This window comes from Chryseobacterium tagetis, from assembly GCF_016735585.2.
In the GTDB taxonomy this organism is placed as follows: Bacteria; Bacteroidota; Bacteroidia; order Flavobacteriales; family Weeksellaceae; genus Chryseobacterium; species Chryseobacterium tagetis.
Genome location: NZ_JAERSE020000001.1, coordinates 684,267 through 706,687 on the forward strand (window position 1 = coordinate 684,267; position 22,421 = coordinate 706,687).

The 22,421-nt window shown below is 34.5% G+C and carries 22 protein-coding genes; 6 read left to right on the forward strand and 16 right to left on the reverse strand.

Annotated elements, in window-relative coordinates; genetic code table 11:
- The first annotated feature begins 23 nt into the window (after nucleotides 1–23).
- Both odhB and apaG read left to right on the forward strand, forming a co-directional pair.
- On the forward strand, nucleotides 24–1,271 hold the full coding sequence (odhB, locus tag JI747_RS02930; RefSeq protein WP_225686172.1) for a 2-oxoglutarate dehydrogenase complex dihydrolipoyllysine-residue succinyltransferase: 1,248 nt from the start codon (nucleotides 24–26) through the stop codon (nucleotides 1,269–1,271).
- A gap of 78 nt (nucleotides 1,272–1,349) precedes the next feature.
- Nucleotides 1,350–1,736, forward strand: coding sequence for a Co2+/Mg2+ efflux protein ApaG (gene apaG, locus JI747_RS02935; RefSeq protein WP_225686174.1), 387 nt, complete (start codon nucleotides 1,350–1,352; stop codon nucleotides 1,734–1,736).
- Nucleotides 1,737–1,739: 3 nt separating this feature from the next.
- On the opposite strand, the gene JI747_RS02940 is transcribed toward apaG, so the two are convergent.
- The 5 genes from JI747_RS02940 to JI747_RS02960 are packed head-to-tail and all read right to left on the reverse strand — an operon-like array spanning nucleotide 1,740 to nucleotide 5,409.
- Complete coding sequence (locus JI747_RS02940) at nucleotides 1,740–2,462, reverse strand: T9SS type A sorting domain-containing protein (protein ID WP_225686175.1); 723 nt, start codon at nucleotides 2,460–2,462, stop codon at nucleotides 1,740–1,742.
- A 15-nt stretch (nucleotides 2,463–2,477) separates the two neighbouring features.
- Nucleotides 2,478–3,035, reverse strand: a complete 558-nt coding sequence (locus tag JI747_RS02945) for a 3'-5' exonuclease (protein ID WP_225686176.1) — start codon at nucleotides 3,033–3,035, stop codon at nucleotides 2,478–2,480.
- Between the two features lie 3 nt (nucleotides 3,036–3,038).
- A complete protein-coding gene (locus JI747_RS02950; RefSeq protein WP_225686177.1) occupies nucleotides 3,039–3,551 on the reverse strand; it encodes an endonuclease V in 513 nt (170 codons plus the stop codon).
- Nucleotides 3,552–3,554: 3 nt separating this feature from the next.
- Complete coding sequence (locus JI747_RS02955) at nucleotides 3,555–4,523, reverse strand: glycosyltransferase family 2 protein (protein ID WP_225686178.1); 969 nt, start codon at nucleotides 4,521–4,523, stop codon at nucleotides 3,555–3,557.
- A 1-nt stretch (nucleotide 4,524) separates the two neighbouring features.
- On the reverse strand, nucleotides 4,525–5,409 hold the full coding sequence (locus JI747_RS02960; protein ID WP_225686179.1) for a lysophospholipid acyltransferase family protein: 885 nt from the start codon (nucleotides 5,407–5,409) through the stop codon (nucleotides 4,525–4,527).
- 79 nt (nucleotides 5,410–5,488) lie between these two features.
- Between JI747_RS02960 and JI747_RS02965 the strand changes: the two genes are divergently transcribed.
- On the forward strand, nucleotides 5,489–6,073 hold the full coding sequence (locus JI747_RS02965; protein ID WP_225686180.1) for a thioredoxin family protein: 585 nt from the start codon (nucleotides 5,489–5,491) through the stop codon (nucleotides 6,071–6,073).
- A gap of 242 nt (nucleotides 6,074–6,315) precedes the next feature.
- Here the strand turns inward: JI747_RS02965 and JI747_RS02970 are convergent, their stop codons facing one another.
- On the reverse strand, nucleotides 6,316–7,677 hold the full coding sequence (locus JI747_RS02970; RefSeq protein WP_225686182.1) for an aldehyde dehydrogenase: 1,362 nt from the start codon (nucleotides 7,675–7,677) through the stop codon (nucleotides 6,316–6,318).
- Between the two features lie 166 nt (nucleotides 7,678–7,843).
- Here JI747_RS02970 and JI747_RS02975 point away from each other — a divergent pair, with 166 nt between their 5' ends.
- Complete coding sequence (locus JI747_RS02975; RefSeq protein WP_225686184.1) at nucleotides 7,844–9,529, forward strand: hypothetical protein; 1,686 nt, start codon at nucleotides 7,844–7,846, stop codon at nucleotides 9,527–9,529.
- A gap of 18 nt (nucleotides 9,530–9,547) precedes the next feature.
- Nucleotides 9,548–10,057: a hypothetical protein gene (locus JI747_RS02980; protein WP_225686186.1), complete on the forward strand. Its 510-nt coding sequence runs from the start codon at nucleotides 9,548–9,550 to the stop codon at nucleotides 10,055–10,057.
- Between the two features lie 90 nt (nucleotides 10,058–10,147).
- On the opposite strand, the gene JI747_RS02985 is transcribed toward JI747_RS02980, so the two are convergent.
- The 3 genes from JI747_RS02985 to JI747_RS02995 form a co-directional block, all read right to left on the reverse strand.
- Nucleotides 10,148–11,710: an MFS transporter gene (locus tag JI747_RS02985; RefSeq protein ID WP_225686188.1), complete on the reverse strand. Its 1,563-nt coding sequence runs from the start codon at nucleotides 11,708–11,710 to the stop codon at nucleotides 10,148–10,150.
- Between the two features lie 281 nt (nucleotides 11,711–11,991).
- Nucleotides 11,992–13,038 carry an HlyD family secretion protein gene (locus tag JI747_RS02990; RefSeq protein WP_225686189.1) on the reverse strand — a complete coding sequence of 349 codons (1,047 nt, stop codon included), beginning with the start codon at nucleotides 13,036–13,038 and terminating at the stop codon, nucleotides 11,992–11,994.
- 5 nt (nucleotides 13,039–13,043) lie between these two features.
- Entirely contained in the window at nucleotides 13,044–14,381 is a 1,338-nt protein-coding gene (locus JI747_RS02995) for a TolC family protein (RefSeq protein WP_225686190.1), read from the reverse strand.
- A 74-nt stretch (nucleotides 14,382–14,455) separates the two neighbouring features.
- On the opposite strand from JI747_RS02995, the gene JI747_RS03000 reads away from it, so the two are divergent.
- Nucleotides 14,456–15,322 carry a helix-turn-helix domain-containing protein gene (locus tag JI747_RS03000; RefSeq protein WP_225686191.1) on the forward strand — a complete coding sequence of 289 codons (867 nt, stop codon included), beginning with the start codon at nucleotides 14,456–14,458 and terminating at the stop codon, nucleotides 15,320–15,322.
- Between the two features lie 140 nt (nucleotides 15,323–15,462).
- Here the strand turns inward: JI747_RS03000 and rplI are convergent, their stop codons facing one another.
- From rplI to JI747_RS03035, 7 genes are all read right to left on the reverse strand, one after another.
- Nucleotides 15,463–15,972: a 50S ribosomal protein L9 gene (rplI, locus tag JI747_RS03005; protein WP_225686192.1), complete on the reverse strand. Its 510-nt coding sequence runs from the start codon at nucleotides 15,970–15,972 to the stop codon at nucleotides 15,463–15,465.
- Nucleotides 15,973–16,080: 108 nt separating this feature from the next.
- On the reverse strand, nucleotides 16,081–16,383 hold the full coding sequence (gene rpsR, locus JI747_RS03010; RefSeq protein WP_007844708.1) for a 30S ribosomal protein S18: 303 nt from the start codon (nucleotides 16,381–16,383) through the stop codon (nucleotides 16,081–16,083).
- Between the two features lie 31 nt (nucleotides 16,384–16,414).
- Nucleotides 16,415–16,756 (reverse strand): 30S ribosomal protein S6, encoded by a 342-nt coding sequence (gene rpsF, locus JI747_RS03015; protein WP_039365402.1) that lies wholly within the window; start codon nucleotides 16,754–16,756, stop codon nucleotides 16,415–16,417.
- A 134-nt stretch (nucleotides 16,757–16,890) separates the two neighbouring features.
- Nucleotides 16,891–18,243: a chloride channel protein gene (locus JI747_RS03020; protein WP_225686193.1), complete on the reverse strand. Its 1,353-nt coding sequence runs from the start codon at nucleotides 18,241–18,243 to the stop codon at nucleotides 16,891–16,893.
- A gap of 42 nt (nucleotides 18,244–18,285) precedes the next feature.
- Nucleotides 18,286–18,915, reverse strand: a complete 630-nt coding sequence (locus JI747_RS03025) for a hypothetical protein (RefSeq protein ID WP_225686194.1) — start codon at nucleotides 18,913–18,915, stop codon at nucleotides 18,286–18,288.
- Between the two features lie 492 nt (nucleotides 18,916–19,407).
- Nucleotides 19,408–20,841 carry a serine hydrolase domain-containing protein gene (locus JI747_RS03030; RefSeq protein WP_225686195.1) on the reverse strand — a complete coding sequence of 478 codons (1,434 nt, stop codon included), beginning with the start codon at nucleotides 20,839–20,841 and terminating at the stop codon, nucleotides 19,408–19,410.
- Nucleotides 20,842–21,050: 209 nt separating this feature from the next.
- A complete protein-coding gene (locus JI747_RS03035; RefSeq protein WP_225686197.1) occupies nucleotides 21,051–22,361 on the reverse strand; it encodes a dihydrolipoamide acetyltransferase family protein in 1,311 nt (436 codons plus the stop codon).
- Nucleotides 22,362–22,421 lie beyond the last annotated feature (60 nt).

A 22,421-nucleotide genomic window follows, 5' to 3' on the forward strand; every position in this document is an offset into this window, starting at 1 on the left:
AATAAAAAAATAAAAATTACGATATGTCAGTTTTAGAAATGAAAGTTCCTTCACCGGGCGAATCAATTACAGAAGTTGAAATTGCAACTTGGCTTGTGAAAGATGGTGATTACGTAGAAAAAGATCAACCAATCGCTGAAGTAGATTCAGACAAAGCGACTCTTGAATTGCCTGCTGAGCAAAGTGGTGTTATCACTCTGAAAGCTGAAGAAGGTGATGTGGTACAAGTAGGACAGGTTGTTTGTTTAATCGATATGGATGCTGCAAAACCTGCGGGTAGCGCTGCTCCTGCCGCTGAAGCTCCAAAACAAGAGGAAGCTCCGAAAGTGGCTGAACCGGCTAAACAAGAAGCTCCAAAACCTGCTGCCGCACCTCAAACTTATGCTACAGGTGCTCCGTCTCCTGCGGCTAAGAAAATTCTTGACGAAAAGGGGATTGATGCTTCTCAGGTTTCAGGTTCTGGAAGAGATGGAAGAATCTCTAAATCTGATGCTGAATTGGCTGCTGTTCCTGCATTCGGAGGAAACCCAATGACAGCTACAGGTTCTAGATCTACAACAACCACTAAACTTTCAGTTCTTAGAAGAAAAATCGCTCAGAGATTAGTTTCTGTAAAGAATGAAACAGCAATGTTAACGACTTTCAACGAAGTTGACATGTCTGAGATCTTTAGACTAAGAAAACAATATAAAGAAGAATTTGCTCAAAAACACGGAGTAGGACTTGGTTTCATGTCTTTCTTCACAAAAGCGGTTACTAGAGCATTACAATTATACCCCGATGTAAATGCTTCTATTGACGGAGATTTCAAAGTAAACTACGATTTCTGCGATATTTCAATTGCAGTTTCAGGTCCTAAAGGATTGATGGTTCCTGTATTGAGAAATGCTGAAAATATGTCTTTCGCTGGTGTTGAAGCAAATATCAAAGATTTGGCTATCAAAGTAAGAGACGGAAAAATCACTGTTGATGAAATGACTGGTGGTACTTTCACGATTACAAACGGTGGTACTTTCGGATCAATGTTATCTACACCAATTATCAACCCACCTCAATCTGCAATCTTGGGAATGCACAACATTATCCAGAGACCGGTTGCTGTTGACGGACAAGTTGTAATTCGTCCAATGATGTACGTTGCGATGTCTTATGACCACAGAATTATCGACGGTAAAGAATCTGTAGGATTCCTTGTTGCGGTAAAAGAAGGTATTGACAATCCTGTTGAAATCCTATTGGGTGGAGACGAAAGAAAAGGTCTTGGATTATAATTTATAGCATTATAAAATATTTTACAATCTCGCCTTGAAAAAGGCGAGATTTTTGTATTTAACAAATAAAACAAAAAAATGTTCTCTAAAATCACATCTAATATCAAAGTTTCAGTAGTTCCTGAATATGATAGTAAGAACAGTTATCCCTCAGAAAACCGCTACGTTTTCAAATATAACATTGTGATTGAAAATAAGGGAGATTTTCCTGTGAAAGTTCTTAAAAGAAAATGGCTGATTTTCGATGTTGGCTTTGGCTATACAGAGATTGTAGGAGATGGAGTAATCGGTCTGACTCCTGTAATAGAACCTGATGAAAACTTCGCTTATTTTTCGAATGTAATGCTTCGTTCCGGAGTAGGTAATATGAGTGGTAAATACTTGGTAAGAAACGAACAGACCAAAGAGAATTTTGAAATTGATATTCCGAAATTTAATCTTTTGTCTGAGGTATTGAGTAATTAAAAATTATTCTTTGATAAATTTATGTTTGCTAGTACCATTTTGGGATTTTACTTCTAAAAAGTAACCTCCTTTAGATAGTGCAGAAATATCTAGTTTCGTTTCATATTTATTTTGTAGGATCAGCCTTCCTTCAGAGTTGTAGACTTTAGTCCATTCTATTGGATGTTTTGATTCTATTACTAAATAATCAGTTGCGGGGTTAGGATAAATAATTGTAATTTTTTCCGCTAAATTATGACTGATGTCGTTGGTATTTAAATTACCTGATTGATAAAAGGTTTGATCCCCTAAACCGTTGGTAAGTATAAGGGTTTTTGTGTTTCCCGTATAGGTTATTTGATAACTGTGAACAGGGAAATTCTGACCAAAATAACCTGTATATAAAGGAGAAAAAGTAATATTTTCAGGCGTTGTACAGGTATTACCAATACCAACAACGTAAGTCCAGAAGTTTAAAGTAGTTGTCGTCATATCAATATTGTATAATAATGCCGAAATACTTTGTCCACAAATAGAACTGTTTAAATTTGTCGTAGATAGAGCTCCTGGATTAGATGTTGATGTAAAAGTAAGAATAGGAGAACCTATTTCGCTATTTTGAGGAAGATTATAATTGATGTTATTTTTTACGACTTTTTTTAAGTACCAATTTGTATTGTAAAGATCTGCCTGAGCATAAATAAAAGAACCCCAAATTATCACAAAAGAGAATAAAATTTTTTTCATGTTTTTGTTTTAAAATTACAGTTTTTTTATGTACTTTTTTAAGATAGAATCATTTATTTCTTCGTTGTTTGTCATAAATAAACGTTCAAAAGCTAATAAAGATATTTTTGCACAAACCTCTGCATCGTCTCCTGCTCTGTGATGGTTGAATTTGATCTGATGGTATTCTGCTAAATGCTTTAAACCATACTTTGGAAGATAATTCCATGACTTTTTAGCAAGCTGAATACTGCACAGATAATCTAATTTTGGAGTAAACATTCCGTAATAATCAAGACAGCCACGCAAAACACTTGCATCAAAACTTGCATTGTGGGCAACCATTAATGTTCCGTACATCATTTCTTCCACCTCATACCAAATATCCTCAAAAGTAGGAGCATCCCTTACATCTTGAGGTAAAATCCCATGTACATCAATATTTCTTTGGTTGAAATAAGGAAAACTGGGAGGCTTGATCAGCCATGTTTTCGTTTCTACGATTTCTGAATTTTGCACAACACAAATTCCCAGCTCACAGGCTGAGTTCCGGTCGAAAGTGGCTGTTTCAAAATCTATTGCGCAAAAATCCATGATTTAAAATTGTCTTGTTAAAGTGTCCACTTTTTTCAAAAGAGTAGGAATTCTGAAATCTCCATGCATCTTTTTAATTAAGCCATAAGCAGTCTCCATATCAATCCCTACACTCGAAATATATAACGGAGTTCCACTGTTTCCTCTTTTTAAAGGCAGTTTATATTTTTCAACGGTGGCAAAATTGGTTTTAGCCACACCAATTATAGGTATTTCGCCATTTAAGGCATCAAATAAGTGTTTTCCCAAACCAGCTTTCATATCATCATCAAGATAGACAAAACCATCAATAACAATGCAGGAAATGTCTTTAATCTGAGTTTTAATCTTCTCTAAAAGACTTAAAATACAAGGCAATTCTCTTTTGTAAAATTCCCCGGGAATATATTCTTCAACCCCTTCCTTTATTTCAGAAAATTCATAATCCGGAACAGTATTTTCCCAGTCTTCAAAAGCTAAACAGATGGTATTGGCTTTATCGTTATCAAAATAATAGGTGTCGAAAACTAAATTCATCCTCTATAAAAAGTGTTTAAAGATCAACCATTTTGATTGATAGAAAGTATTCTTCTGATGCTTTTGTCTTAGTTTCCAGGTTCCGGAAGCTTGAGCATAAAATCCAAAATGAGCTCTTACAACTGCCCAAAGATGGGGGAAACCTTGTTTTAAACCAAAATAAATTCCTGCAACACCATCTAAACATAACCTGAAAAAGATCAACCCGATCAATTTAGGAAAAGGCAGATTTTTCAGCATCATAGAAAGGTTATTTCTGATATTTAAATAGGTTTTCTGAGCGCTCTGTTTGTTTAAAGTTCCGCCTCCAACGTGATACACTTTAGATTTTCCGGTATAAAAAATCTTTCGTCCTGAATTGATTAATCTCCAGCAAAGATCAATTTCTTCCTGATGGGCAAAAAATCTTTCATCAAAACCATTCTGACTCCAAAAGTCTTTTGAACGAATAAAAAGAGCACATCCTGAAGCCCAGAATATTTCTGTTTCATCATCATATTGCCCTTTATCTTCTTCCACTTCATCAAAAACTCTTCCTCTGCAGTAAGGATAGCCTAAATTATCAATTAAACCGCCTGCAGCTCCAGCAAATTCAAACTTATTTTTATCAGTATAAGATAAAATTTTAGGCTGAATAGCTGCAATATCCGGATTCTTTTCAAAAAGACTTAGAATAGGCTGAATCCAGTTATTAGTCACTTCTACATCTGAATTAAGTAAACAATAATATTCTGCGTCAATTTGCTTTAAACCTTCATTGTATCCTCCTGCAAAACCGAAATTTGTAGAGTTGATTACAATCTGTACAGATGGAAAATCTGTTTTCAGGAATTCTACAGAATGATCTGTTGATGCATTATCAATTACAAAAATATCAGCATCATCAGAAAATTCAACTACGCTTGGAAGAAATTTTTCCAGCCAGTTTTTCCCGTTCCAGTTTAAGATGACAATTGCAAGCTTAGATTTCATTTTATATTTTTTCGGCATCAAAATTTTTGATGGAATCCTGATATTTCCATTTTCTGTGCGACCAAAGATAATTGTCAGGATATTTGTGGATGGTATTTTCTAATAATTTATGAAACTTCTTTACCACTTCATTATTCACGAACTTTTCTCCATCCGGATAAATTCTATGGTAATTTACCTGATAAAAGCCTCTTTTCACCTTCTTCATTTCACAGTAAATGAAAATTAGATCCATTCTCGTAGCTAGTTTATCATAGCCTATAAAAGCAGGTGTTCTCTGGTTAAGAAATTCAAGACCATAGTTTACATGAGCAACGTGAGGAGTCTGATCTGCTACAAACATATAAATTGACTCACCGTCATTTTTGTTTCTGAAAATATTCAGAATCACTTCATTCGCTTCCAGTGCTTCGTTTCCGAATTTATTGCGGACTTTTTTCATCTGGTCTTCCCAAAAGCTGCTATTTACCTTTCTATAAACAGGGTGAGAGTTCTTTTGAGGAGTAAGAAGTGCCAAAGCATTCATCCATTCCCAGTTGAAAACATGCCCTGCAAGTAAAATAATATTTTTACCTTCTGCTTTGGCTTCATGAAACAAATGCTGATTGATATGCTGCATTCTTACCCGTGATTCAGTCTCACTTATACTGAACGATTTTACGGTTTCTACCAAATAGTCAGAAAAATTGAGATAGAATTTCTTTAAGATAGCCTGTAGCTCTTCATCTGTTTTTTCAGGAAAAGAGTTTTTAATATTTTGTAAGATGACTTTCTTTCTGTATCCCACAATATAGTAGTTTAAAAAGAAAATGATGTCCGAAAAAATATATAATATCTTAAGCGGGATCTTTGAGATTAAATAAAGTATTTTGATTAAAAAATTCATAGAGTATGCAAATTTAAGGATAATAAAAATATGGTTTCATTTTTGCAGGTAATAAGTATTATTTTTTTATTTTTATAGTATGAAAAAAGTGTCGTTAATAGCTTTTGTAGCTCTGAGTACTGTAATTTGGGCTCAGAATACAGAAATCAAAAAAACTCCTGAAGCAAAAAACTCTGGAGATAAGGCTTTGTTGGTGAAAAGTGATGCTGCAGAATTGGAAGCGAAGAAGAAAGCTGCGGCAGAAGAAAAGGCAAAACTGCCAAAACCTTATGATCCGAAAGCAGATGCACAGGCAGATATTAATAAATTGATCGCTAAAGCCAAAAAAGAAGGTAAAAATATCATGATTCAGGCAGGAGGAAACTGGTGTATCTGGTGTTTAAGATTTAATCAGTATGTACAGAGCACACCGGAACTGAAAAATGTGGTAGATAAAAATTATCTGTATTATCATCTGAATTATTCTCCGGAGAACAAAAATGAGAAGATTTTTGCTGAATATGGAAATCCGGGTGATAAATTTGGGTATCCTGTGTTCATTGTACTGGATAAAAATGGTAAAATGATCCATGTACAGCAAAGTGATGTATTGGAACAAGGAAAAGGATACAGCTTAGAAAAAGTAAAAGAGTTCTTTAATCAGTGGGCTCCAAAGAAATCATAAACTAAAACCGGGAAATTTTCCCGGTTTTTATTTTTAATATGTTTCAACGGGTATTCAATTTAACCACAAAAGATGCAAAAGCTATTTATACAGTTGCTAATAAATCTTAAAAGCTGTCAAAAGAATAAAAATCAAAGATTTTTATGGTTTGTGTATTTTTTTTTCAACTTAGTGATACACTTTAAATATGTTATCTAAATCTTTTGTGACTTTTATTATTAAAATAAAAACCGGAATAAGCTTTACAGAAACCTTCTGATCCAGCTGAATTTTTTATCCGAATACGGAGGATATTTGATGTTGGGTTCTCCCCACGTTGCTTTTTCCAGTATTGCTTTTTGATGAGAGAAGGTCTCGAATCCGAATTTCCCATGATAATTTCCAATTCCTGAACTTCCGACACCTCCAAACGGAAGATTTTCATTTCCCAGATGCATAATCACATCGTTGATACAACCGCCACCAAATGAAAGGGTATTCATAAACTTTTCTTTTTCTTCAGAATTGTTGGTGAATAAATAAGCGGCAAGTGGTTTTTCGTGCTCTAAAACTTCATTTAAAGCTAGGTTAAAATCAGTGAAAGAAAGTACCGGCAAAATAGGTCCGAAAATCTCTTCCTGCATAACTTCATCATCCCAGTTGATATTTGTTAGAATCGTGGGTTCAATATATAATTTTTCTTCATTTGAATTTCCTCCCAAGTAAATTTTATCTTTGTCAATTAACTTTATTAATCGTTCAAAATTCTTTTGATTAATGATTTTAGTATAGTTTTCAGAATCGGCTTGATAGTTAAATTTTCCGATGTATTTTTCGAGCAATTGTAAAAACGGTTCCTGAACTGATTTTTCTACTAATATATAATCAGGTGCTACACAGGTTTGTCCTGCATTTAAAAATTTGCCCCAGACAATTCTTTTGGCTGCGATTTCAAGATTGGCTTCTTTGGAAATGATTGCGGGAGATTTTCCGCCTAATTCTAACGTGACCGGAGTTAGGTGTTCTGCGGCGGCTTTGTAAACAATCTTTCCCACTTTTGTACTTCCGGTGAAAAAGATCTTATCAAACTTAAGTTTTAAAAGTTCTGTTGTTTCATCAATTCCGCCTTCATAAACATATAAATACTCGGAAGGAAAATTCTCATTAATGATTTTTGACATGATCTTCATTGTGTTTTCTGCAATTTCACTGGGTTTCAAAATGCAGCAGTTTCCGGCTGCCAAAGCTGCAATGATGGGAGAGAGGGATAATTGATATGGATAATTCCAGGCACCTATTACCAAAATATTTCCCAATGGTTCAGAATGAATTCTGCTTTTCCCGATTTGATTAACGAGATTGGTGCTGACTTTTTTAGGCCTGGAAAGTGATGTTAAATTCTTGAGATAATAATTGATGTCATTTATTACAAACGAAATTTCTGTAGTGAACGTATCAAATTTCGATTTACCGAAATCTTTAGCAATAGCTTCATATAAAAGATTTTCGTTTTTAATAATCAAATCCTTTAGCTTTTCAAGATTCATTTTACGAAACGTAGTATTTTTCGTTTGCTGGGTTTTGAAAAATTTTTTCTGATTTGAAACAATTTCCTGAATTTCCATATAATACGTTTTTAATTTATAAAATCGGGTAGCTTTAAAATATTCATGTTAAAATTACATAGATTTAAATTGTTAATCAATGTGTTGTTAACATTAGGAAAATATTTGCATTTTCCTTGTTTTGTGACGAAAAAAATGTAATTTTATGTACGCCAAATTACGAAAAATGAGAAAACTTTTATTACTAACGTTAGTTTTAATGGGCTACGCTTTGCATGCTCAATGTACGGGATGTACAATCACAGATCCTTCTGATCCTAACTATCATTTTCCGGATAACGAAACAATTTGTTTTACTACAAACATGACTTTTAATAATCCTACTTTCGGATCTAATGTGAAAGTTTGTATTGCTCCCGGAGTTACTGTGACATTTCAGAATAATTTTACAGGAATCGCAAATGCAATGATTTATTTTGATGTTCATGGATCGCTTCTTTTTAGTCAGGCCGCAAGTGTGGTTGCTGATATTAATGTCCATGTTTTTAGCACAGGAAATGTATCCATGAGTTCAGGGAATGGAAATTTTACATTGAATGGGCAACAGAATGTTATTGTCAATGAAGGGGTTATAGAAATGGGCGTTTTGCAATTTGGGGATAATACCACTAACACAGTCGATAACTACGGAAACTTTACCATCAATGGAAACATGAATATGAGTAATTCTGCCGTTACCTATTTTAGAAATGAAGGAGGAGGACTTATGTTTTTGAGTGGAAATTATACCAATAACGAAAATAGTGTTTATATCAATTGCGGAAGTATTATTTCGGGTAACGGATTTAATATTAATGGAGGAGCAATTTTAAATACAGGTGTTTTTGCTACTAATGGTGATATCAATATGTCCGGAAATTCTAGTGAGATTTATAATTTCGGACTTTTTACTTCCAACGGAAGTATGAATAACGCGCCTGCAGATGCTGTTATTTATAATGAAGGGAAAATGTCAATAAGCCATTATCAGGGAGGGAATGCAACTTTTACGGGCCCTTCCTCATCTTCTAAAAAAGGATATATAGAAGTTTTAAATCCTATTCAGGTAAATAATGCAGTTTTAGGCCCTAACCTTGACTTCAAGTTATTTAGTGGTACTTCAAATCCAAGTACGGTTTTTATGAATAGTAACCCTAGTTTTCTTACGAATGTTACTTTTGATTGTGCCTCTACCGGAAGTTGTAGTGCTCCGCTGGTAATTAATCCTGGGTTTTGTCCTGCTCTTGATGGGGATCTTCCTCCAATGGCAGTGGATGATTCTTATACAATTAATGCAGGAAGTACTTCTACCGGAATTGTTTTAGATAATGATTTTGAGGCTTATAATGGTCCACAGGCAACGATAGCCAATGTGATTATGTCTCAGATTTTAACTTCAAATCCCAATATTACTTTAAATACAACTGACGGTCATGTTACGGTTGCTCCCGGGACACCGGCAGGAACCTATACTTTGACGTATCAGATCTGTCAACAGTCAGACCCTACGAATTGTGATACAGCAGTTGATACTATAATTGTTCCCGGAGCAGGAACTACTCCTTGCTATAAACCGGCTATAACTGCAGGAACAATCCTGCCATCCAATTTGGGAATTACAGGATTGGGAAGAGCTAATTCTGGTGACACAAACTGGCCCGGAGCAAGAAAAGGAGCCTGGATGGTATTGGAATCTAAAACAAAAGGGTTTGTTTTGAATAGGCTGAGTGATACTCAGGTAGCAGCAATTCCTGCAGCAGATTTGAAAGAGGGAATGACTGTTTACAATACTACTCAGAATTGCCTGCAAATAAATATCGACGGAACTTCTACAGGTTGGAAATGTTTTAATAATCAAACGTGTCCGGATTAATTTTAAAATTAAATCAAAATGAAAAAAACAGTTTTAATAATAGGATTAATAATTTCTTCTTCAGTTTTTTCTCAGGTTGCTGTTGGGAAAGCCACTTTGGAATCTTCATCTTCTTCACTGGAATTTGGAAATGAAAATCGTGGAATGGTTCTGCCTTGGGTGACAGATGTTGCGAGTGTACAGAATGCCGTGAACGGAACTTTGGTTTTTGACCTTACAGATAAAAAAATAAAATCTTACCAAAATAATTCTTGGGTTGATCTTTCTATAGATGCCACGGGAATTGCCGATTCGAGTTTGCAGGATGTCTTGACCGACGGATCGACTGTGAAAGTTGCTATCGGTACACCTACTGCAACTTCAGGAATTCTAGTGTTGGAAGATAGTAATAAAGCTATGATTTTACCAAAAGTTGCGAGCCCGCATCTCAATATTATTTCTCCGGCGCCGGGAATGATGGTATATGATACCGTGAAAAAACAGCTTGCTGTTTTCAATGGTTCTGTATGGACGTTTTGGGGAGAGTAAGTTACTCAATAAAAGCATAAAAGGGAAACTCTAGATTAATAATAGTCTAAGTTTCCCTTTTTTATTTTCTGAATTTTTGTTAGAATAAAATTACATAATATTTCTTACGGCAATTCTCACCGGATGATATAAAAGTACAACAAAAGCCGTAATCAAAGCTAGCCAGAATAATCCTGTGAAGATTTCCATATTGGAAAGAAGGATTGCCTGAGCGTTGATCTTTGCTTTGAAAACACCTGCTGTCATAGACAAAGATTCATTTACCGGTAGTTTTGTGATATTGGCTCCGAAAACCTGATTCCATTGGGAATAGAAGACAGGATTGGTGTCGGTCATTGCATAGCTTATGCTATCTGAATGTTTTAAGGTTAAAAATAGCATTAAATTCTGCATTAAAGCATATCCGATAGCTGTTGTCCAAAATCTTGTTGCCGTTCCTACTGCTGTTGCATTGGAAACATATTTTTCCGGCATTCCTGCAATTAAAAAGAAAACCAAAGGTGTAAATAGCAATCCTTGTCCAAGACCTTGAAGAAATAAAGGCGGACAGATTGTTTGTAGGGTAGTATCTGGATAGAAAGTGTAAGTAAACCATGCACAGTCAATCGCCAAGATCAGAAATCCCGTAAAGAAAATCAATTTTGAAGAAGCCCCTTTTGTGATACATAAAGCCGATAAAAAAACTCCTAAAAGACTTCCCGCAACATTCCAGTATTGGATTTCTACAATGTAATCCCACGGCCATTTCCATACGGTTGCCATAATGCTGTACACATTATTTATAGAAGCTCTTAAAATGTAAAAAATAAAGAACAGAATAACTCCGGCAATTAAATTTTTTGAACTGAAAACTTCAAAATGAAAAAAAGGACGGGGTTGATTTCTCTGTTTTAACATAAATAATCCTCCGAAAATCAGGAAAATTAAAAAACAAAGAATGATGATATCAGATTCAAACCACATTAATCTTTTCCCATAAATCAAAGCATAACCACCTGCCTGAAGACAAACCCAAAGTAAAAACCAGCTTGTGATATCCAATTGATACAGAGGTTTTTTAGGGAAAAATCTGTTTTTATTAAAAATGGCAAAGGCAATAATTAAGACAAAAACATGGAAATAAACCATCATCAAAATCATATGTTTAAAATCGTAGTCTTCAATGCTTGATTTTAACAAGGAAGTTGTGATCGTTCCTCCTGTAAGAATAATGGTATACATGAAAGTATAGGCAATTTCTTTGGCGTGCTTCGTTTTGAGTTCAGCTATGATTAAAGGCAAAAAAATAGCACCTTCCAATACCCCGAAAACACCTTCCAAAAATCTGATTACCAAAATAATATGATAATCGCTAGTAATTGAGAGCCCGTAAAGGATGAGAATAGAAACGGAAGACATCAATAAGGTATAATATTTCACACTGAAATACGCCATAAATCGTTGTATAACTAAAAGGGTAACCACAAATGTCCCGTACATCAAAATCATTAAGTATTGAATGTCATCTGAATCGACATCCATAAAAGAAGATGTGAAGGCGCTATTAGAGTGTAATATCGACAACAACATCAGGTGGGGAAACAGCGCCAGAATCAAAAGCGGCAGTTTCAACCATTGTGGTACCCATTTATGATAAATTGTATTGTGTTGCATGATTTTTTTAAGCAAAATCGTAAAGTGACGAATGATAAAATTGCTGTATTTAATAATAAAAAAACGAAAAGACAAAAGAGCAAAGTGTAAAAAAAAGTAAAAGATAAAATGGCAAATATGCTTGAGAAAAAATTTGCAAATTCGCTATTTTGCGGTTCTGCCTTTTCGTTAAAAATAATGTAAAGATTGTTTTAAATTTGAGAGAGAGGAATTTGAAAAATTTAAAATCTAATACATCTATCTTTTCAACACCTACTCTCAATTTCCCCGTCTCTCAAATTTTATATCTTTTTGGCACTCACCAGAACATTCATTCCGGAGAGTAATTTTTCGTTATTCTGATTATTATCCAGAATGATTTTTACCGGAAATCTCTGCTCGATTTTCACAAAGTTTCCTGTTGCGTTGTCCGGTTTTACCAAAGAAAACTGCGAACCTGAAGCTGGAGAAACCGAAACAATTTTTCCTTTAAATTCAATGTCAGGATACGCATCGGCTGTGATAATCACTTCTTTATTCTGATCGATTTGTCCCAATTGTGTTTCTTTATAATTCGCAATAATCCATTTTTCTTTGCTTACAATTTGAACCAAAGCCTGGCCTTCTTTAATCAACTGACCTTCCTGAATCGTTTTTTTACCCACCCAACCGTCATAAGGAGCGGTAACAACTGTATATGAAAGAAAAAGTTTAGCATTATTAAGACTTGCAGAACTTTGCTGGATCTGGCTTTTTACCGGAGCAACTTTTGTTTGCTGTTCATTCACGCTTGCTCTCACTGCATTTTTTTGTTGTTCTAATGCTAAAAGATTAGCTTTTGCCTGTTCGTAAGAAGCTTTTATATTTTCAAACTGCTGCTCAGTGGCCGCATCTTCTGAAACCAGATTTTTATATCGTTTAAAATCCTGTTCCGTTCTCCAGATATCAATTCTTGCAGAAGCGATTTTAGCATCGATGATTTTAGTGTCGCTCGCTTTGGTATTTACACCGCTCTCAATGGTATTGATGCTTTCGGAATTGGCATCAAGGTTTGCTTTAGCCATTTTTACCTGATTGACAAACTCACGATTGTCAATTACAATTAAAGTATCACCTTTATGTACAAATTGATTTTCGTTAAAATTGATTGTTTTAATGAAACCCGAAACTTTACTCGAAACAGGGGTAATATATTGTTCGATTTGAGCATCGTTGGTCGTAACATTTTTTCTCGAAAAAAGATAGAAGCTTATCATCCCGGTAATTCCGCTGATAATGAGAATCCAGGCCAATAAAGTAATCGTTTTGTTGATTCTTTTTTCCTTTTGTGTTAATTCTTTCTTTGCCATAGTTTTTATAAGTTTCCAATCGTGTATTGGAGTTGGTAATATTTAAGTTGTCTGTTGATTTTTACGGAGATAAGATTTGACTGAGCCTCGAGATAGGAGTTGTCAGCATCAATTAATTCAGTGATTAAGCTTAATTTATTCGCATATTTCGTTCTTACAATTCTATAGTTCTCTTTTGCCTGAGTGATGGCTTCTTCAGCAATTTTTACCTTTTGGTCGGTTTCTTCAAACTTTTTGTAAGCCTCGTAAACATTGTGTCTGATGTTCTCCTCATTTTCCTCGATTTGCAATTTTGCCAGACTGATGTTTTCTTTGGCTTCCTGCATTTTGTATTTATTCTTATACAGACTTTCGATAGGATAGGTAAGATTGACTCCGATCATTCCTAAACGGTACGCGTAAGGTTCGGGAGGGAAAAACATCATGTTCGGATATTTCATAAAATATTCTCCACCAGCTGTAATTTTGGGTAAATAATTCGCTTTAGTTATCTTTTGATCTAGTTTTTTTAGCGAAAGATTTTTGTTGGTCATTTCAACAGATTCGTTTTTATGTAAAGCCGTTTCAGTTAATTCATCTACATAAGGTATTTCTGCTTTTTCTGAAATCAGATCTTCTGTGTCAACATGCATTTCCTGATTTTCCGGTAGCGAAAGGATTGTTTTCAGTTTGTGTTCAGCAATTTGAATATCGTTATCCAGCTCAGTCCAGCTCATTTTATGATTCGAAAGCTGTAAAGAAGTTCTTAAAACCTCATTCACTGTTACCACACCATTTGCTTTTAAAGACTTTACTTGCTTGATATTGATGGAATCTTCCTTCATTTTATCATTAATAAGGCCTTGCTGCTCTTTTAAATGATGGATTTGAAGAAAAGCGGTAATGATCTCCATAGTCAGTTGTCTTTCATCCAAATGCGTCTTTAAGGAGGATATTTCAGTGTCTATGGCTGCTTTCTTTTCAGTATTTTTAATCTTTCCACCCATATAAACCGGGATTGAAGCTGAGAGGGTGAAATCATACATTCCGTTAATAATATTATATTTGGTTGCTTTTCCAAATACGCCATTTTCTTGCTGAAAAAGATTCGTAACCTGATTGTAGCTAGTGTGGAATTCAATGTCCGGCAGTTTCTCCATCTTTAGATCTTTCTCTTTGGTTTCGGACATTTCGTTTTTGAGATGGCTGATTTGAATATTTTTATTATTCTTTAGCCCAATCTCAACGGCTTGTTGTAAGCTGAGATGTTGATAATCGATCATTTGTGAATAAAAAAGGTTGCTTACTAATAATAAGCACAACGCAATACAGTGATATCTGTGTGCGTCAAATATCATTTTCATAATTTAATTAAAGGTTTTTTGCTAAATTGATTTTGATAGTGCAAAGTTACGGGGTGAAGCATAGGACACGATTTGTGAAAACAGAAAAAGATTTGTTCATTTACGCCAAATTGAGATTTTCTTCTTACCTTTATTCTATGAATGACAGTCATTTTGGAGCCGTTGAAGAAATTGATGCCGAATTTTATGTGTATCATGTCCTCACAGGAAATGTAAAAACAGAGATTCATTATCACAGTTCTGCACAATTAGTCTATGCAGAAGGTGGTATTGTACATGTTTTTACAGATTCGAAGCATTGGTATTTACCGGCAAGATGCTTTATGTGGATTCCGGCGGGAACCCCTCATTATATTTTTTCGACCAGTCCCAAAGTAGATTTATATAATTTTTACTTTAAAAAAGATGAAGATGAAAATGGCTTCTTTGATGAAATTAATATCTATTCGGTAAGTCATTTACTGAGAGAAATGATTTTATATACAAAATATTGGGATGGGAAAATCACAAAAAATGACGGATCTAAATATTATTTCCTTAAAGCACTAAAAGGGATTTTACCTGAAAAGAGAGACAAAAAACTAGCGTTTCCTGTTCAGCATCCGTTTCCTAATGATGAGACCTTGTTGAAGGTTGCCCAATACATTCATGCGAACCTTGAAAAGCCTTTAACAATAGAATCTACTGCAAAAGAATTCGGGATGAGCACAAGAACGCTGTCAAGAAAATTTAAAGAAACGTTGGGGATGAACTATATTCGCTTTCTGCGTGCTTTGAGGATTACCCGTTCGCTGGAGCTAATGCTGGAAGGAAAATACAATATGTACGAAATTGCAATGATGGTGGGGTATAACAGTCTTTCGTCTTTCAGCAATATCTTTAAAAAGGTAATTGGAATTCCGCCAACAGAGTATCAGCATAAGTTGCGAGGGGAGATGTAGGAGAGTGGTCTTCGTATGTTGTTCTTTCAAACCCTTTTGTCATTCCGTAGGAATCTAAACTCAAACTTTATAGGATATTTAAAAAAGAAAAACCACTTCATACGAAGTGGTTTTATATGTTGAGAAAAATCTCGTCTTGATTAAGCTTCTTCAGAAGGAGCTTCTTCTTTCTTAGCAGGAGCTGCTTTTGGAGCTTCTACCGGTGCGTCAGATACGATATCGAATTCGAAGTTGTACTCAACGTTTCTGTGTAATCTGATGTTTGCAGTTACTTTACCAGTTCTCTTGATTGTGTTACCAGGGATTTTGATGTATTTCTTCTCTACAGAAACTCCAGCTTTAGCAAGAGCAGCAGAAAGATCTGCATTGTTGATAGATCCGAATAATTTATCACCAGAACCTACTTTTGCAGGGATAGTAACAGAAGTTTTCTTTAATTGATCAACTACAGCGTTTGCAGCAGCGATTAATTTAGCTTCTTCTTCTTTTCTAGCTTCCAAAGTAGCTTCTAGAGCTGCAATGTTTTTTGGAGTAGCTAAAAGTGCAAATCCTTGAGGGATTAGAAAGTTTCTAGCATAACCAGGCTTCACGTTTACTGTGTCGAATTCAAGACCTAAGTTTTCTACGTCTTTTTTTAGGATAATGTTCATTGTTGTTGTCCTTTTTTAGATTTTAGATGTCTAAAATCAAGTTAGAATTAATGATGTATTCAGCAACAAAAGAAGAGATTGCTCTCTTCTTTTATTTATTTTTTTGTCTTATTTTAATAAGTCAGCTACGTAAGGCATCAAAGCTAAATGTCTAGCTCTTTTGATAGCAGCAGAAACTTTTCTTTGGTATTTCAAAGAAGTTCCAGTGTATCTTCTTGGTAAAATTTTACCTTGCTCGTTTACGAACTGTAATAAGAAGTCAGCATCTTTGTAATCAACGTGCTTAATTCCGAATTTTTTGAATCTACAATATTTCTTTTCAGATTTTGTATTGATATCAAGCGGAGTAAGGAATTTTACTTCTGATTCTCCTCCAGCTGAGGCTTGTTTAGCCATTTCATCTATTGCCATGTCTTGTCGTTTTAAAAAATTGGGTTAATAATTAAGCTTTAGCTGCTTTTACTTTAGTTCTTCTAGTTACAGCGTACTCAACAGCGTGCTTGTCAAGTTTTGTAGTAAGGTAACGAATTACTCTTTCGTCACGTTTGAATGCTAATTCTAGATCAGCAACTACAGTACCTTCACCTTTAAATTCGATTAAAGTATAGAACCCGTTCTTTTTCAATTGGATCGGATAAGCTAATTTTTTTAATCCCCAGTTTTCTCTAGCAACGATTTCGCAGTTCTTTTCTTTTAAAAGATCTACATACTTGTTCACTGCTTCCTCTACCTGTGACTCAGATAGAACGGGAGTTAAAATGAAAACAGTTTCGTAATTGTTCATAATGTTAAATGAATTTGTTAATTATTTCGAGGTGCAAAATTAGAAAATATATTTGTAATATGCAATTATGCCTATAAATATTTTGAAAATGAATGATAAGCAATACGTAAAGATTGATAATAGTAATGAAATATCTACTCTTTTTCTCTGATCTCTTTCAGAAAGTTTACCTTTATTATATCATACAAAGAATGTCTGCTCACCAGAATAGAGGCAATTGAAGAAACCATTCCTGCTAACATGAGATGAAATATTAAAGAATGTCTGTCGGTCATTTCCAGAACAATAATCGCTGATGTAAACGGAGCTCTTGTAATTCCGGTAAGAAAAGCAACCATTCCGGCAAGAATCACTACATTGGTTTCGTTAGGACTTAAATGAATTAATCCTGAAATTACAGATCCGATGCTTGCTCCGGCTGACAATGCAGGCGCGAAAATTCCACCGGCACCTCCGGAAGTAAAAGACAGGGCAGGACCCAACATTCTTAAAACAGGAACATACCAGTCTTCATGTTTGTCTTTGGTAAAAAGTACCCGCTCCATGATTTCTTTCCCCGAACCTAAAATTTCTCTATTAATAAAGAAAGCAACAGAAGCAATAATCAAAGCGCTAATGACAAGGAAAACAACATTTGCTCTGTCGGTTTTTAATTTTCTTTTTTTCCAGTCATTCATTTTTAACATCGTCACAGAAAGCTGGCTGGCTAAAATTCCGGCAGTTCCTGCTACCAGAATAATAGGAAGCATGACCATTAATGAAACATCATTCGTTTTCGGATATCCTAAATATAAATAGGAACCTGCTAAAGTCTGAGCTGTTAACCCTGCAATGATAACCGCTGTAAATAAAGCTGTTTTGAAATAATTGATATGCGTTTTAGAAAGTTCTTCCACAGCAAATACAATTCCTCCAAGCGGAGTATTAAAAGCTGCTGCAAGTCCGGCTGCAGCTCCGGTCATGATCATATTTTTCTTAGAGATTTTTGGCCACCATTCGGGAAGATATTCATTGACTTTTCTGAAAACAGAACCCGCTATCTGAATGGTGGGGCCTTCTCGACCAACCGCGCCACCTCCAATAACCAAAACAACAGACGAAATAATTTTAAAAACAATGATTTTTAAACTTAAAAGACTTCGTATCTTTTTGTGTTCTTTGGGATTTGCTAATTCTACAGCTGCCATCACCTGCGGAATTCCGCTTCCTTTAGCATTGGGGGCGAATTCTTTGACCAACCACCATGAAAGAACAAAACCAATCGGAGCAATAATAAAGATCATCCAGGAATGCCAGTCCAGAATCAAATGAAGAAGATTTTCACCCCATGCAAAAATGTTCGCATACATTACTGCAATAAAACCGGTGATCACGGAGCCAATCCAGAAAGGAATAGCCTGAAGCAGATTGTATTTCAGTTGTTCGTTTCGGATGTTGTCGAAAGATTTTTTCAGAGATCTTCGAATGAGGGATAAAAATTTCAGCATTTGTTCATTTCGGAGGTTAAAAATACATCAATTTTGCGGATTTTATATTTCTTCTAAAAATTTTGAAATGAGTATGGCATTTTCAACAGTAAGTATTTCAGGTAAACCGAAACTTAAAATGGTACTTTTGATTTCAAGCTTAAAATTCTCATTGGGAAAGCTTTTTATAATTTCTTTTCTCTTGGATGTTAAAAAAACTTTAGTTTTAAATGTATTGCTTCCTAACACATAAAAATCTTTAAAATCACGGTCTTTAAAATTGATGTTAAAGCTGCTGAAAATTTCGGCAATTTTATCTGCCCATTTCTTTTTATTGATGGAAATATAATCGAAATCCTCTTCCAGCTTTTTCAATCCCCACATTTGTAAAGTTTCTAGTTGAGCTGGTTGCCGACCACCTTTTATTGTTTTTTCAATTTTGCTGATGATGTACAGGTAAAAAGAATTTGCTTTGTGTTTATCGGTTATAAAATAGCAGATCTTAGGAATAAACAATGGAAAAGGATTTTCCGTGTCAGAGTTAAATGTATTGTAAAGCGAATCTTTACTATCAACGACCGAAATATCATAAAGCTCAAAAAGCTTGTCATAAACTTCAAAGATTAAATTTTCCTCTTCTTTCGAAAAATCAAAAAGTTTATTGGAGTTCAATTTCCTAATGTCAAGATCCATGGTATTGAATATTATTTGTCTAGACCCTGTTTAAATTTGATTAAAAGTTAAAAATCTGCCTTCATTTTTTGACGCAAAGATTTTTATTTAAAGATTTAATTATTTAAGTGGGCAAAGAAGAATCAACAAGTTGATTTGATGAAGCTTTGTTTTCAAGCTTCGCGCAGCAAATTTTATTTGCCTTTGCTTCCTAAAAATAATGCGTAAGTAGAATTAAAACTTTGCGTTTAAAAATAATAGAGTCATAAAAATTTTAAATTTAAAAAGGCTCTTAAATTTAATGCTATTAAATTAAATTTCAAAGAGTGTCATGAAAATTAAAATCACTTCTTTTAATTATTGATTTGTTAATTAAATTTTAAAATATTTGAATTCTATTCAATTTTGAAAAGTAAATATTGTTAGTTTTTTGGTTAGATGATCATTGTTGAATATAAAAAAAAAAATCCCAACTTTCGACGGAATTTTATTCAGCGGATTTGTAGGTTATTATTAATTTTTTTGAGTCATGACAGTATTAATTTTCTCAATCATATTTTGTGCATTGCTGTTCTGAGGATTAAGTTTCAGAGATTTTTTATAGTTTTTCAGTGAGAGTGTATAGTTTTTTGCCGAAAAATATCCGTCTCCCAAACTGTCAAAAGCGTTTGCTGATTGTGGGTGTTCTTTGACATTTAAAGAGAAAACTTTGATGGCTTCATCAGTTCTTGAATTTCTCAGCAAACTATAGCCAATATTGTTCAATAGATTTTCAAAATCCCATGTTGGATTTTTTATTTTAATACTGAGGTAATTTTTTTCAGCATTTGGGTTGCTTTTTTTAGAAAACTCAGAAATAATGGACTCTTCAGCTAATGAATAATTATCTGCCAATTTTTTATCAATTAAACCTGCAATATGATTTACAATTTGATATTGTACCGGAAAGAAATTGTATCCGTTCGACATCATGATGATCGTTATATTGTTCTGCGGAAAAACTCTGTAAGCACTTACGTTACCACCGGAGAAACCATAAGACGGAACAGTATTCGTTGTATTGATTTCCCAGCCGTAAGCAAAGACATCTCTTTTATTTCCATACTCAAATGGTTTCCACATCATTTCTTTTGTGTTTTGGGCCAATAAATCATTTTTATTCAGATGATTACTCCATTTCAAAAATGCGGGAAGAGTTATTGCGAGTCCGTTTCCGGAATGTGCTCTCATACCATCATTGAATTTAGATTTTTCGTATTGATTGGTGATGGAGTTATAATTGTATTTCTGAATTCTGTTAGGGATATTTTCAAAAGAATTTGATGAAAAATAAACCTGGTTTTTTACATCAGAAAATTGATGATTGACAATAAAATCGTCAAAAGATTCTCCTGTTGTTTTTTCAATGATCATGGTAAGCAGCATATAATTGGTTTGATTATATCTGTATTCATTTCCGGTAGCAAAATCCATTTTCTCTTTACCCAAACGTTCAATAGCCTTATTATTGGGATCTTCGGGTAAAATATCATTGAAAGCAATAACATCAGGCATTCCCGATGAATGAGTCAAAAGGTTCTTTACTTTAACATTCTGCCAATCTTTTGACAGATTTTCAACATACTTTGAGATGTTGTCTTCTAAAGAAAGTTTTCCTTGTTCAATCAGTTGAAAAACACCCACATTGGTCATTAATTTTGAGGTAGAATATACTCTGAACATTGAGCTGGAACTCACTTTTTTAAGATCTTCAAGATTTTCGGTACCATAATACTGCTCAAAAATTACTTTGCCATCTTTTATAATCCCAAGAGCCAATCCAGGGATTTGATTGTTTTTCATAGTTTCTTTTACATAGCTGTCAATCATTTTTGACTGATTGTTTTGCTGTGAGAAAGCAATTGCAGAGGTGTTTAAAATGAATGTAGCTAAAAGGATTTGTTTCATATTTTGAGGATTGGGGTTCATACTTTTATGTAAGACAGTTCAGTTGCTTATTTTCTTACATGGTTTGTCAAGTATCTGTATTAAATGTTACATATTCTTTCAATAAAAAACCTTCGAAAAAATTCGAAGGTTTACTATTTTTAAAGATATTTCAATAAGCTCAACATGACAATTGGAATCATTTATGGCTTATCAATTATCATTTATACTTAAATTTCCGTATTAAGATCCCAGTTTTGAAGATAATCATGAACATGTTTCAACATCATTCCACCTAAAGATCCGTCTACAACTCTATGATCGTAAGAGTGAGACATGAACATCAACTGACGGATTGCGATTACATCACCATCTTTAGTTTCAAGAACTGCAGGTTTTTTAACGATCGCTCCGATTGCCATAATTGCAACCTGTGGCTGAGGAATAATTGGAGTTCCCATAAGGTTTCCGAAGCTTCCTACGTTAGAAATTGTATAAGTTGCCCCTTGAGTATCTTCAGGTCTTAATTTTTTGTTTCTTGCTCTATAAGCTAAATCGTTGATCGCTTTTGCCAATCCTGAAAGAGATAACTGGTCAGCGTTTTTAATAACCGGAACGATAAGGTTTCCGTCTGGTAAAGCAGTTGCCATACCGATGTTGATATTTTTCTTTTTGATAATGTTATCTCCATTTAAAGAAACATTGATCATTGGGAAATCCTGAATTGCTTTTACAATAGCTTTCACGAAAATCGGCATGAAAGTCAGTTTTTCACCTTCACGTTTTTCGAACATATCTTTGTTCTTATTTCTCCATTTTACAACGTTGGTAACGTCTGTTTCGATGAAAGAAGTTACGTGAGGCGCAATTTGTTTAGCCTTCACCATGTTTTCAGCGATGATTTTTCTCATTCTGTCCATCGGAATGATTTCATCACCTGCTGCAACGGTAATTGTGGAAGCCGGAGCTGAAGTTGCAACCGGTTGTGGAGTAGAAGCCACTTGTACCGGAGCAGCTTGTTGTACAGGCTGGTTTCCTCTGTTTTTAACGTACGCTAAAATATCTTCTTTTGTAATTCTTCCCTCTAAACCGCTTCCTTTAATCGTCTTTAGTTCAGATTCAGAAATATTTTCTTGTTGAGCAATTGATTTTACAAGCGGAGACAGGTAAAGATCTCCCGAAAACTCTGCTGAAGCAGCTACCTGAAGTGCCTGTTCAATTGTTTTTAAAGTCTCAGCATCAGGAGTTGCTGCCGGAGTTTCCGTTTGTACTTCTTCTGTAGCAGTATTTCCGCCTTCTCCTTCAATCTCTAAAATAGCAATAGCTTCACCTACTTTTGCAACTTCGTCTTTCTGTTTCAAAATCTTTACGATTTTTCCCGAAACAGGTGTCGGAACGTCTGAATCTACTTTATCTGTTGCAATTTCTACTACGGAATCATCTTCTTTTACATTATCGCCTTCGTTGAATAACCAAGTGATAATAGTAGCTTCCATAACACCTTCTCCCATGGAAGGAAGCAATAATTTGTACTCTGCCATTTTTAATTTTTAGATTTTGACAAATATATAAAAAAAATCGGTTTTTTTATGAAATGTATA